13 protein-coding genes, 1 pseudogene and 1 riboswitch are annotated in these 12035 nt (G+C 38.3%); of the genes and pseudogenes, 11 read left to right on the top strand and 3 right to left on the bottom strand.

Features of this window, described 5'->3' with window-relative positions:
- Positions 1-129: 129 nt before the first annotated feature.
- The 8 genes and pseudogenes from ACFX4R_RS23335 (at position 130) to ACFX4R_RS23300 (ending at position 7099) form a co-directional block, all read left to right on the top strand.
- On the top strand, positions 130-1344 hold the full coding sequence (locus ACFX4R_RS23335; protein ID WP_043975760.1) for a DUF418 domain-containing protein: 1215 nt from the start codon (positions 130-132) through the stop codon (positions 1342-1344).
- Positions 1345-1379: 35 nt separating this feature from the next.
- Complete coding sequence (locus ACFX4R_RS23330; protein WP_043975758.1) at positions 1380-2063, top strand: ABC transporter permease; 684 nt, start codon at positions 1380-1382, stop codon at positions 2061-2063.
- A 1-nt stretch (position 2064) separates the two neighbouring features.
- Positions 2065-2502 (top strand): annotated as a pseudogene (locus ACFX4R_RS23325) (ATP-binding cassette domain-containing protein); the annotation flags it as partial.
- A 22-nt stretch (positions 2503-2524) separates the two neighbouring features.
- A complete protein-coding gene (locus ACFX4R_RS23320) occupies positions 2525-3175 on the top strand; it encodes an ATP-binding cassette domain-containing protein (protein ID WP_377570503.1) in 651 nt (216 codons plus the stop codon).
- Between the two features lie 146 nt (positions 3176-3321).
- Positions 3322-3915 (top strand): undecaprenyl-diphosphatase, encoded by a 594-nt coding sequence (locus tag ACFX4R_RS23315; RefSeq protein WP_043975754.1) that lies wholly within the window; start codon positions 3322-3324, stop codon positions 3913-3915.
- Positions 3916-4067: 152 nt separating this feature from the next.
- The gene (locus ACFX4R_RS23310) at positions 4068-4487 is read left to right on the top strand and encodes an organic hydroperoxide resistance protein (protein ID WP_165575634.1); all 420 of its coding nucleotides are present in this window, start codon (positions 4068-4070) and stop codon (positions 4485-4487) included.
- Positions 4488-4592: 105 nt separating this feature from the next.
- A riboswitch (cobalamin riboswitch) is annotated at positions 4593-4775 on the top strand.
- Between the two features lie 133 nt (positions 4776-4908).
- The gene (locus ACFX4R_RS23305; protein ID WP_043975750.1) at positions 4909-5706 is read left to right on the top strand and encodes a HoxN/HupN/NixA family nickel/cobalt transporter; all 798 of its coding nucleotides are present in this window, start codon (positions 4909-4911) and stop codon (positions 5704-5706) included.
- 229 nt (positions 5707-5935) lie between these two features.
- A complete protein-coding gene (locus tag ACFX4R_RS23300; RefSeq protein WP_043975748.1) occupies positions 5936-7099 on the top strand; it encodes a M20 family metallopeptidase in 1164 nt (387 codons plus the stop codon).
- A gap of 69 nt (positions 7100-7168) precedes the next feature.
- Here ACFX4R_RS23300 and ACFX4R_RS23295 read toward each other — a convergent pair whose 3' ends face one another.
- The gene (locus ACFX4R_RS23295; protein WP_016762814.1) at positions 7169-7591 is read right to left on the bottom strand and encodes a DoxX family protein; all 423 of its coding nucleotides are present in this window, start codon (positions 7589-7591) and stop codon (positions 7169-7171) included.
- 305 nt (positions 7592-7896) lie between these two features.
- Here ACFX4R_RS23295 and ACFX4R_RS23290 point away from each other — a divergent pair, with 305 nt between their 5' ends.
- Entirely contained in the window at positions 7897-8421 is a 525-nt protein-coding gene (locus tag ACFX4R_RS23290; RefSeq protein ID WP_013055087.1) for a type 1 glutamine amidotransferase domain-containing protein, read from the top strand.
- A 46-nt stretch (positions 8422-8467) separates the two neighbouring features.
- Here the strand turns inward: ACFX4R_RS23290 and ACFX4R_RS23285 are convergent, their stop codons facing one another.
- The gene (locus ACFX4R_RS23285) at positions 8468-8707 is read right to left on the bottom strand and encodes a hypothetical protein (RefSeq protein WP_230184681.1); all 240 of its coding nucleotides are present in this window, start codon (positions 8705-8707) and stop codon (positions 8468-8470) included.
- A 346-nt stretch (positions 8708-9053) separates the two neighbouring features.
- Between ACFX4R_RS23285 and ACFX4R_RS23280 the strand changes: the two genes are divergently transcribed.
- Positions 9054-9542, top strand: coding sequence for a DinB family protein (locus ACFX4R_RS23280; protein WP_013081487.1), 489 nt, complete (start codon positions 9054-9056; stop codon positions 9540-9542).
- Between the two features lie 26 nt (positions 9543-9568).
- Here the strand turns inward: ACFX4R_RS23280 and ACFX4R_RS23275 are convergent, their stop codons facing one another.
- On the bottom strand, positions 9569-10321 hold the full coding sequence (locus tag ACFX4R_RS23275) for a lipase family protein (RefSeq protein ID WP_013081488.1): 753 nt from the start codon (positions 10319-10321) through the stop codon (positions 9569-9571).
- Between the two features lie 254 nt (positions 10322-10575).
- Here ACFX4R_RS23275 and ACFX4R_RS23270 point away from each other — a divergent pair, with 254 nt between their 5' ends.
- Entirely contained in the window at positions 10576-12030 is a 1455-nt protein-coding gene (locus ACFX4R_RS23270) for an alanine/glycine:cation symporter family protein (protein ID WP_043975744.1), read from the top strand.
- Positions 12031-12035 lie beyond the last annotated feature (5 nt).

Raw genomic sequence — 12035 nt, 5'->3', positions numbered from 1 at the left:
GCATAAGAACATTACGAAAAGATTAACAAAATTGGAAAATGTTAAGGAAAAGATAATCTCCTGGTTATTTTCTTGAAAACTTCATTTCATATACTAAATGCACAGACACATAGTAAAGGAGTTAAAAGGATGAGTAATGATTTTAGGCGGGTTAAAGTAATTGATAGTATGAGAGGATTCAGCTTGTTTGGTATTTTACTAGCGAATATGCTGATTTTTCAATATGGCATTTACGGAAAGGATATGATTCATCTCTTCTCGCTATCACCAAGTGATTCAGCAGCCTATGTCTTTTTAAAAGTCGCGGTAGAGGAAAGTTTTATGCCGATTTTCACCTTTTTATTTGGCTATTCAATGGTGAAGATGAAAGAAAGCTTAGAAAGAAGGAAGCTAGGGGTAAAAAGGCATTTCTTTCGCCGTTTTCTTCTACTTCTAGGGTTTGGCTTACTGCATGGAGTGTTTTTATGGGAAGGAGATATTCTTACATTTTACGGAATGATGGGAGTATTTTTACTACTTTTCTTTTTAAAGCGTAAAGCCAAAACACTTTTGGTGTGGGCATCGATTTTGCTGGTCCTTACAGGAGCATCCGGATACGGTTCATTAAACGATAATATGTATCTTCTTAGCGATAAACAAACGCTTACGACATATGTAAAAGATACGATTCATGTGTATGGAAGTGGAACTTATGAACAGATTAAAGACCACCGCAACAATGTTGATCCGATGAATATAGCAGGATATAAATTTGCTTTTGCCTTCTTGTTTACGCCATTTATAATGGGCGCTTTGTTTTTATTTGGTATGTATGCAGGAAAGAAAAAGTGGTTTTACGATGTTTCAGCTAATCAAAAACAGTATGGCCGTTGGGCAGCCGCGCTGATTCCGCTTGGCTTGCTGTTAAAAGGGACTATGTACGTATGGCCAGATGCGAATTGGGCTGGTTCTACACATATGTTAGGTGGAAGTCTTCTATCTCTTGGTTATATTGCAGGCTTTGCTTGGTTATATGCGAAATACGAGAAGTCATTTTTGATAAAGGCTTTTGAAAGTGTAGGCAGGATATCGCTTAGTAATTATTTAATGCAAACGGTCATATGCACGACGATTTTTTACGGTTACGGATTAGGTTATTTCGGAAAGCTCGGCATGATTGCAGGGATTTTTGTCTGCATAGGTATTTACGGAATTCAGCTTATCAGCAGCTATATGTACGTGCAAAAATTTCAAACTGGACCGGTGGAAAAGCTACTGCGTATATGGACAAATTTTTCTTGGAGTGGAAAGCCCAAAGAAAAAAAAGCCTTACCGGCGGAAGTAAATCATCCTTTTGTTGGATGATAGCAGTCAAATTTATTTAAAAGGAGATTTTAAAAATGTGGGCTATTAGTGTAAAAGAGTTTCAAAGCTTATTTAAAAGTATTAAATCAATTATCGTTATCTTAATCGTATGCGGTGCTTCCTATGGAATAGCCCATATAGTTAGTCAACTTGGAGGTCAACTGACGAGTGCACAGATTCAAGATGGAGCCAACGGGGGAATTTTGGTGATGCTTCTCGGGTTCGGACCTTTATTTATTTCAAGTCTTTCTCATAATGTTATTAATCAAGAAATTAAAACAAGAACAGCAAGGTTTTTAGTTACCAAAACATCAAGAGAGCGTATTGTACTAGGAAAATTCTTAGGTATTTGCTGTTTCTGGCTTGTTTGTATCTCTATTTCATTTCTACTGATTGTGTTTATTTCGCATCATTTTTCTTTTTATATATTTTTAGAGTGCCTGCTATTCACCGTTTGTATCATTTCATTTGTTTTAATGCTTTCAGCTTTAATGCCAAGCCCAACTCATACTATGTTTTTATCAATTATTTTATCGTTTGTTCTACCGGTACTGAGCGTGTGGAGCATATTTTCATCAAAAGCGTACATTGCATGGTTTAAGTATGTGACACCCTACTACTATTTAAAGCTGGAGAAAGGGTATCTAACAGTTCTTCTTATTTTTGCAGCACTTTGTTTATGTACGGCACTTTGGAGTTTTAAAAGGAGAGAAGTATAATATGTATGCTATTGAAACAAGTAAATTAACTAAAAAATATGGATCTAAAACAGTTGTTAACGGTATTAATTTACAGGTACCACAAGGGGAAATTTACGGATTTTTAGGAAGAAACGGAGCAGGAAAGTCTACATTTATTAATATGCTTACCGGCGTTTCATTTCCTTCAGCAGGAGAATTTACGCTGCTGGGACAGAGTGATATTGATTTAGAGCTTCAGAAGAAAATAGGTGTGCTTCCTGACTATGCTAACTTTTATGATGAGATGACAGCGCTCAATCATTTGCGCTATTTTTTAAAGATAAACGGCCATCGTTTTTCGAAAGAACACTGTAGTATTGTACTGAAGAAAGTAGGATTAGAAGGACATGAGCATCAGAAAGTTGGAAAGTTTTCATTTGGAATGAAAAAGAAGTTAGGAATTGCTCAAGCAATTGTAGCAGACCCAGATCTTANATCATTTGCGCTATTTTTTAAAGATAAACGGCCATCGTTTTTCGAAAGAACACTGTAGTATTGTACTGAAGAAAGTAGGATTAGAAGGACATGAGCATCAGAAAGTTGGAAAGTTTTCATTTGGAATGAAAAAGAAGTTAGGAATTGCTCAAGCAATTGTAGCAGACCCAGATCTTATCTTTTTAGATGAACCAACTTCTGGAGTAGATGTTGAATCTGCTCTTCACATTCATGAACTAATAAGAGAACTCCAAAATCAAGGCAAGACAATTTTTATGACGTCTCATAATTTAAATGAAGTTGAGAAGATTTGTACACGTGTAGCGATTATGAAAAATGGGGTCATTTTAATAGAAGGTACAATGGAAGAGCTGCGCTTTCAATATCAAGCGAAAAAAACGGTGATGATTAAACATGATCCCTACCCAAGCAGCCATAAAGAATATATTCAACAGTTTTTCCGTACGTTGAGTCCCGAAGTTGAATACCATCACATGTACACAAAAGTGATGCTTCAAAAAGAAAGAAATATTCCTCTTATTATTCGCGAATTGATTCAATGCGGCATCGACATTTATCAAGTTCACGTCGAAGAACCTTCTTTAGAGGAAATCTTTTTGCAAAAAAATATTGTGGATCACTCACAGGTGAGTTAATGGGCGAAAGTCCGTTGGTTTACTACTCAGTCTGAATACATTATTTATAAATACCAGTTAGGAAGCTTCTGACAAAAACATGTTCATTTTCTCAAGAAACTGATAAGATAGCTAATGACATTTAAAAATAAGAAAGGATTTCGATTATGTTATCAGCTATTAATTCAGTAGATTATACCATCTTCCACGCGGTGAATCAGTATGCCTCACACGTAAAGCCTCTAGATTCGCTGATGGTATTCTTTGCAGATTATGCCCAGTATGTACTTATCGTTTTACTCGGCTTGTTTTTACTTATTAATAAAAACGGCAGCCGTGTTGTAGCATTTCAAGCTTTGTGTGCTTGTGCCACAGGAGTCATTATCAATAAAGTGATTAGTTTATTTGCTTATCGAGATCGTCCGTTTATCTCTCACCACGTGAATCAGCTTGTTGATCACGCCGCAAATTCTTCATTTCCAAGCGATCATGCTACATCTGCATTAGTTATCACTTTTACCATTTGGCTGCATTTCAAACGTTCAGGACGCATGTGGGTTGTCATGGGCGTACTCATTGCCTTTTCACGCGTATGGGTTGGCGTTCATTATCCATTCGATGTGTTAACAGGAGCCGTTTTAGGCTGCGTGCTGGCGCTGTTTATTCATTATGTTATTTTTAATACGAAACTGATGAGGTCCATTACCAACTTGTCTATTTTTCGAAAATCAGCTTATGACGAACAGTCTCAATATTATTAAGAAAAAGTCGCAAATACGCGGCTTTTTTTATTGGGAAATTTTTAACGTATTTAATACTTGTTTTTTAAAATTAAATTGTGTACAATTAAATCATAGAAACGATAAATAAAAAACTTTTAATAAAATTAATGAAAAAGAGGAGAGGTTTATACATGAAAGCTTTATATGAAACAACAGTCGTTAACACAGGTGGAAGAACAGGAGAAGTTCACTCTTTAGATAACATCTTTAACTTAGACGTTGCAACACCTCCAGCGCTTGGTGGAGAAGCAACAACAGCAACAAACCCAGAGCAGCTGTTTGCAGCTGGATACAGTGCTTGTTTCAACAGCGCGTTAGAATTTATGTTGAAAAAACATAACGTAGAAATCAAAAGCAGTGAAGTAAAAGCTACTGTTCAGCTGCTTCCTGATAAAGCTGATCAAGGAGTGAAAATTGAAGTAGCGCTTGAAGCACATATCGAAGGCTTAGATTTAGAAACAGCGAAAAAATATGTAGACCTAGCTCATTCATACTGCCCGTATTCAAAAGCAATCAGCGGCAACGTAGACGTAACGATAGAAGTAGTTTAATTGCTTTAAAAAGCCCTGCTAAGCATGTAAAGCTTAGCAGGGCTTTTTTATTTGAATTTTCTCTATTCATTTGTAAGCGGTACTAGTATAATGAGGAAGAAAATGAATCATTCGCACAGTTTAGGTGCTCTTACATAGCGTAAGAGGTAACAGGGAATCGAGTGCAAATCTCGAGCGGTCCAGCCACTGTAAGCAGGGAGTTTTCTATCTTATCGTCACTCAAAATGGGGAAGGCGGTAGAAAATGATGATCTCAAGCCAGGAGACCTACCTATTCTGTACACTTGACTCTTCTAGGAAAGAGGCGGTGTATCAAGGTACGCAGTGAGCAATTGCTGTTTATTTTCATATGCCGACACGTCCTCAATTTCTATAGAATTGAGGCTTTTTTACGTTTTATTTTAAAAAAAGGAGTGTAGGAAATGGAAGGTTTATCAGTTTTTTTACTTGTCTTTTTATTAGGAATCAGGCACGGATTGGATGCAGATCACTTAGCTTTTATTGATGGCCAGACCCGATATAATTGGAGAATGGGCAGCCGTTTTGCCCCGTGGGTTGGAACGCTGTTTTCACTAGGTCATGGAGGAATGGTGGCCGTCACGGCCGGGGTGCTGGGCGTGGTGATGAAGAATTTTACGTTTCCTTCATATTTCGATCATTTTGCATCTTGGGTATCCATTATCTCTCTCTTTCTGATTGGAACATTAAACACATATCATTTGCTTCGAACTAAAAATAAAGAAGAAGAGTTTCAGCTGAGCGGATTAAAAGGGAAGTTTATTCCGAAAATCGCAAAAGGAACAACGAATCCTTTTTTAATTATTCTTGTAGGAGCATTGTTCGCTTTAGCAGCCGAAACGGTCAGTCAAACGGCCGTGTGGTCTCTAGCTGCAGGGAACGCAGGCAAGTATACGCCGCTTTTGTTGGGACTAGTGTTTATGTTTGGCATGATGCTTACAGATACAATCGATTCGATGATTGTACATAAAATGGTGAATGAATCGAGTAAATTTGGACAATCTGCTTCCCGCTTGATGGGCTGGGTTATTGTTGTCCTCGCGTATGGTGTGTCGTTCTATTTAGCATTCACTTTCTTTAACCCATGGGCCGAAGTAAACTTTGAAATGGTTGGCGTTATTCTGTTTATTTTTTTAGTGTCTATGTTTGTTTTTGTGAGTGTGAAGTCAAAAGGAAAAAATATTAAAATAAATGTCAATTAGTCAAACGAAAGCTTTAATCTGTTGAAGATTGAAGCTTTTTTGTATGAATTTGTTGAAGTTTATGGCTATTTTCGGTCGGTTATGAATAAGTTAAAGTATTATCTGTATTTAAAGGATGGAAAATTGTCTGAAAACCATTATAATTAAGGATAATTTAAGGTCGTTATGTGAAACGTAGAACATAGTTATACGTAAAATAAATAAAAGCATTTAATGCAAGCAGCAGGGGTTGTTTGGAGGAGGAATTGATTTGAGTCAGGTAATGGTAGAACAAAGCGTGTTTAGTTATTTAAAAGAACACGAACAAGATATGCTTGAAGATTTAATTGGATTTGTGAAAAAAGAATCACCGTCCTACAGTAAAGAGTTAGTAGATCAGTGTGGAATGTATTTAACGCAGCTGTTTCAAAAGCGGTTAGGGGTAGGGTACGAAATCATAGAAGAAAAAGAAGTAGGAAACCACTTGAAATTTACGATTGGAGAAGGAGAAAAGCAGCTTTTAATTATCGGTCATTTTGACACGGTATGGGAAAAGGGAAGGCTGAGTCTAAGAACGGAGGGAAACAAGCTGTATGGTCCGGGAATTTTAGACATGAAAGGCGGCATTGTACAATCTATATGGGCGATTAAAGCGATTCAAGAGCTTGGCTTATCGCTCGATAAAAAAATTGTGTTTTTCTGTAATTCGGATGAAGAGATTGGGTCAATTTCTTCTAAAAAATACATTGAAGAAGAAGCACAAAGAAGTGAAGCAGTGCTAGTAGCGGAACCAGCGGTGGCGGGTTCAGGTGCGTTAAAAACGTCGCGCAAAGGAGCGGGGATTTTCACCGTAAAAGTATGGGGACGAGCAGCACACGCGGGTAATCACCACAAAGAAGGAATCAATGCGATTGAAGAGCTGGCGCGCCAAGTGATTTTCTTGCAGGGCTTAACAGATTATGAAAAAGGTACAACGGTTAACGTTGGGACATTTACGGGAGGCAGCGGTACAAATGTAGTGCCGGAATATGCAGAAGCGCACGTGGATTTACGTGTTTCTACAGAAGAAGAAGCAAAACGCATGACGGATATTATTTTGAATTTAACACCCATTTTAAAAGGGATTAAGCTCGAAGTAACGGGAGGCATGAATCGTCCTCCGATGGTCAAGTCTAAACAAACGGAAGAGCTATTTGAATGCGCTCAGTCAATCGCGGCGAAACTGGGTATGAAATTGGAAGAAGCAGCTGTGGGCGGCGGAAGTGATGGCAATTTTACAGCGGCCATTGGTGTTCCCACGCTGGATGGATTAGGAGCATGCGGAAAAGGAATACATGCAGAATATGAACATATTCAAATTGATACGTTGTCCGAGCGTTCTTCTTTATTTGCGAATTTGCTGCTGCAAATATAAAAAAAGCCCGCCTCAAACGGCGGGGACTAATCTTAAAGCTTATATTGGGAGAGTATAAGCTTTCTTTTTTTATTTACTGCTTTCTTCTTGAAGAGAAAAGGCAGTTTCTTTCTTTTTGAATACCACTGCATCAAGAGCAAGGAACTGGCTTCCTGCAAGAAATAAGTGAGCAGACATGGCAATTAAGGCAATATCAAATTCAAACCCGCCAACAAATCCGCTTTTAAGCTTGGCTGTAAAAATGGCGCCAAGCATAACTGCCACAAATAAAGCAGATACGACTCTTGTTGCTAGGCCAAGAATAATAAGAATCCCACCTACAAGTTCAATGGTTGCAACAATATATGCCATGAAACCAGGGATTCCTAAGCTATCGAAGAACCCTACTGTATTTTCAATCCCGCCTTGCCATTTTTGAAAGCCGTGTACTAAAAATGTAAAACCTAATACTAAACGAATAATAAGTGAACCAATTTCCACGTTTTTATTCACTTTACTTCCTCCTTTAAGTGTATTTGAAAAACACTACATTATGTAGTGTGAAAGCCCGAAAAAAGAAATGTAGCAATTAAATCAGAAAGTCTTTCTTATTTGGATAATTTTATAACATTATGAACATCACACTACACATTGTAGTGTGATGTTTGTCCTCAGTCAAGAGGAAATATAAAATTAGACCATTTGGCATACAAAAATTTTCTGAAGAGCACTTGAAAAATCCTTTAATTATGTACAAGTTAGTCCCTTATTTTCAATCTTATTCTCCAACATGCTATACTGATGGCGGAGGTGTTACGATGCGTTTAGAAAATAAAAGAGTTATTGCGCTTGTTAGTGCAGACTTTGAAGATCTAGAACTATGGTATCCAGTGATGCGTCTTCGAGAAGAAGGAGCAGAAGTACATTTAGTTGGAGAAAAAGCAAACGAAACGTACATGGGGAAATACGGTGTTCCAGCCGTATCGGACTACGCGTTTAAAGATGTTGATCCAGCTGAATATGATGCTATTTTAGTACCTGGGGGCTGGGCGCCGGATAAACTGCGCCGCTATCCTGAAGTAATTGAAATGGTTCGTCATATGGATGAACAGCAAAAACCAATCGGCCAAATCTGCCATGCAGGATGGGTATTAATTTCTGCAAAAATCTTAGATGGCCGAAACGTAACAAGTACGCCAGGAATCAAAGATGATATGGAAAATGCGGGAGCTATTTGGCATGATGAAGCAGTCGTAATCGACGGCCACATTATTTCAAGCCGCCGTCCGCCAGACCTTCCTCCTTATGCAAAAGCATTTGCTGATGTACTAGCAGAGCAATAAGAAAAAAGCCGAAACCACATTGGTTTCGGCTTTTTTATAAGATCCGTTAAAAAAAGAAATGATAAAGTAAATAAAAAGTATCATTAAAAAAGCGAGCAGATGCATCTGCTCGCTTTTGTTCGTGTTTCTTATCAGTAACTTGCTTTTGCAAGTGTAAAAACAAAATGATTACTTTCTTTATAAAATCCATGATTACGGTTTTTGTATGTTTCGTTGTTGTTAGGGCACAATTAGCATTGATTGTGCTTGCATGGATTTCATCCATTGCCGCGGTTTGTTTTTCCACATGATCGATTAACCTAAACGACGCAAGCCCTACCTCTCTTGCATCCTTACGGCTCCGAAGCCGATCCAGTGTGAATAAGTTTTGTTCAAAGACATGTGTCGAATGCCAGTATTTTTACCTTGCATTGTACGATACATCCTTTCAAGTTACTTTCACTATGTCCAGCTCTTAAAGAAAAGCCAGAAATCTAAATATAACACCTCAGTTGATCTATGTCAAATAGAAAATGTGATTTTTTCACGTGAAACAATTGCAGCTAAAACATGGTTAAATAAAGGGATATCTTTTTTATATGGAAGAGTTTTTTGATACGATAAGTTAGAGGAATCCTAGAGGAGGATGAAAAATGAATAAAAATGAACAGTTTCGAAATGATGTATTGAGAAGTGTAGAATCATTAACATATGAACAATTAAATCAACAGCCAGCATCTAATACATGGAGCGTTATGCAAGTATTAGAACATTTATATTTGATGGAGCGCATGATTGTTTCACGTGTAAAGGATCAGTTAGAAAACGGTGTGGATCAGCCAACTGAAGATAAGCCGTTTCATTTAGCGGTAGACCGTTCGCGAAAAGTAGATGCACCGGCTCAAGTTACGCCTTCTAATGAAAAGCAGACATTAGAAGAGATGAAGAGTAAGCTGGCAGAATCAAGAGCGGCTTTAATAGAGCTAGAAGAAACAGCAAGTGAAGACAAGCTAAAGCAAAAATCATTTCCACACCCTGTGTTTGGGTTAATGGATTTAAAGCAGTGGATTGATTTTATTGGCTATCATGAAAAGCGTCATCAAGAACAAATAGAAGAAATCAAAACAGCAATTGGTGCATAAAAAAAACAGGCAGTCCGCCTGTTTTTTTATTTTTGGACCAAAATAGGATAGTCCGACATCATCCAAATACCAACACTGTATGTTTGGGGATTATGATTCCCTACGGTAGAGCCTGTTTGAATCGTAAACGAGAGTTGCAGAGGATCTTGATCGTAATAAATCGTTTGCTTGGTGGAAGGGGAATAAAGGCGCTTCGGAGGGATTTTAGGAACCGTATCCGTCGTGTTAACAAAACAGCGGCTATTTGAAACAAGATTTGTGTATGTTTGAACGAATTGAGGATCACCTACTCGAGGAGCTCCGTAGTTGTACATTGTAACTTCCGGAAAAGATGCGTTTGTGGCGACATCTAAGGCATGAAGAGCAGCGAGTGCACCACCTAGGCTATGCCCCGTTATATAAAGTGGCTTGGGGGTAAGGGACTGATATGTTTCAAAAATTTCATCACGGCATGATTCGTAAACGGCTAAAAAACCTTCGTGAACGAGACCAGCTTGTTGATTGTATGGATAAGGGCGCTGCCTAATGCGAGCATCAGCAATCCAGTCTGCCTCAGATTGAGTTCCTCGAAAGGCAATTACGATAGAGTCATCAGATTCTAAAATAAAACCAAACCATTCTTGCACCCCTACGGCAGAAGCTTTAAACGATTTAATAAGCCGGTAGCCTTCAGGTACATCAAATGTGCCTCCCTGTGCGTATTGCTTATAAGCTAAGACGCACGCATAAAGAAGGTCTAGAGCTAAAGGACGATAAAATAAAGGCTCTATTCTCATCATTGTTTTTCACACCTTCTAATAGAAAATAACTCCTATAGCCTATGTGTTCCTGAGAAGAAAGGTGCAGATACCCCTCTTTTGAAAGCAATAATTACGGAATGTAAACGGTTTATTGTTGGATGTTTTTGAGGATTTTACAAGTTTTTTTGTATATTTTAACTAAAAATTAGTTTTAATTTAGAGTTTTATTGTTAAAATTTATAATTTAACTTATAATTTAAAATAGTCTGAATGTAAAATAAGGGGGTTATCGTTTGGAGCAATTTGTAACGAGTTTGAATAATGTGCTATGGAGCACGCCTGTTATTTATGGGTGTCTTGCGATTGGCCTGTTTTTCTCAATTTTAACGAGGTTTTTGCAGGTGAGACACTTAAAAGACATGATTATGCTGATGTTTCAAGGTAAAAGTTCAGAAGCAGGAGTTTCTTCCTTCCAAGCCCTGTCTCTAGCGCTGTCGGGACGAGTCGGAACAGGAAACATTGCTGGAGTTGCGACAGCTATCGCGTTTGGAGGTCCAGGGGCTGTATTTTGGATGTGGACAGTTGCTTTTATTGGTGCTTCTAGTGCATTCATCGAATCAACACTTGCTCAAATTTATAAAGTTAAACAAGATGGCCAATATCGAGGTGGCCCAGCGTACTACATTGAAAAAGGAACGGGTATGAAATGGTATGGCATTTTATTTGCTATTGCAGCACTTGTTGCGATGAGTATCTTAATGCCGGGCGTTCAGTCTAACTCCATCGCGCTTGGAATCGACAACGCATTTGGCGTTAGTCCAACGGTTACAGCAGTAGGATTAGTTATTATTCTTGCTTTTATTATCTTTGGAGGCGTTAAGCGTATTGCAGGAGTGGCCCAATTCGTTGTACCTTTTATGGCACTTGGGTATATTATTTTAGCTCTTATTATTATTGCCATGAACATTTCCGAGTTGCCGGGAGTTATCGCTCTTATTTTTAAAAGTGCTTTTGCATTAGATTCTGCTTTTGGAGGAATTGTTGGTTTAGCTGTTTCTTGGGGAGTTAAGCGAGGCATCTATTCAAACGAAGCAGGACAAGGTACAGGACCTCACGCAGCAGCTGCAGCAGAAGTTTCACATCCGGCGAAACAAGGTCTTGTACAAGCTTTTTCGGTTTATATTGATACACTGTTCGTTTGTTCAGCAACAGCGTTTATGATTTTATTCACAGGCATGTACAACACAGAAGGACCAGGCGGTTCATTTATTATTTCAAATTTACCGGGTGTAGAAGCAGGACCTGGATTTACACAAGCTGCTATTGAAACAGTGTTGCCGGGGTTCGGAGCTGGGTTCGTGGCAGTTGCTCTATTTTTCTTCGCGTTTACAACGATTATGGCTTATTATTACATTGCTGAAACAAATATTGCTTATCTAACTCGCGGAAAGAACGGAAAGTGGGCTATGTTTGCATTAAAGCTTGTCCTTCTAGGAGCTACGTTCTACGGGTCAGTTAAACAAGCATCACTAGCTTGGGCGTTAGGTGATGCGGGACTTGGTATCATGGTATGGCTAAATTTAATTGCTATCTTAATTTTAGCTAAGCCTGCGTTAGTTGCATTAAAAGACTATGAAGCTCAGAAAAAACAAGGGGTAGACCCTGTGTTTGATCCCGTTAAACTAGGAATTAAAAATGCAGACTACTGGGAGAAAGAATATAAGAAAGATGAGTCACAAGTTTCGTAAACAAG

The sequence above is a fragment of the Priestia sp. YIM B13490 genome (assembly GCF_042787735.1).
Taxonomy (GTDB): Bacteria; Bacillota; Bacilli; order Bacillales; family Bacillaceae_H; genus Priestia; species Priestia megaterium.
Note: the sequence above shows the minus strand (reverse complement) of the source record. Positions and strands in the feature narration are given on the sequence as shown.

What these genes read in the sequence shown, in the direction of transcription:
- ACFX4R_RS23310 (WP_165575634.1), top strand. Translation starts at nt 4,068, where the DNA reads ATGAAAGCTTTATATGAAACAACAGTCGTTAACACAGGTGGAAGAACA.
- ACFX4R_RS23305 (WP_043975750.1), top strand. Translation starts at nt 4,909, where the DNA reads ATGGAAGGTTTATCAGTTTTTTTACTTGTCTTTTTATTAGGAATCAGG.
- ACFX4R_RS23315 (WP_043975754.1), top strand. Translation starts at nt 3,322, where the DNA reads ATGTTATCAGCTATTAATTCAGTAGATTATACCATCTTCCACGCGGTG.
- ACFX4R_RS23330 (WP_043975758.1), top strand. Translation starts at nt 1,380, where the DNA reads ATGTGGGCTATTAGTGTAAAAGAGTTTCAAAGCTTATTTAAAAGTATT.
- ACFX4R_RS23290 (WP_013055087.1), top strand. Translation starts at nt 7,897, where the DNA reads ATGCGTTTAGAAAATAAAAGAGTTATTGCGCTTGTTAGTGCAGACTTT.
- ACFX4R_RS23275 (WP_013081488.1), bottom strand. Translation starts at nt 10,321, where the DNA reads ATGATGAGAATAGAGCCTTTATTTTATCGTCCTTTAGCTCTAGACCTT.
- ACFX4R_RS23335 (WP_043975760.1), top strand. Translation starts at nt 130, where the DNA reads ATGAGTAATGATTTTAGGCGGGTTAAAGTAATTGATAGTATGAGAGGA.
- ACFX4R_RS23280 (WP_013081487.1), top strand. Translation starts at nt 9,054, where the DNA reads ATGAATAAAAATGAACAGTTTCGAAATGATGTATTGAGAAGTGTAGAA.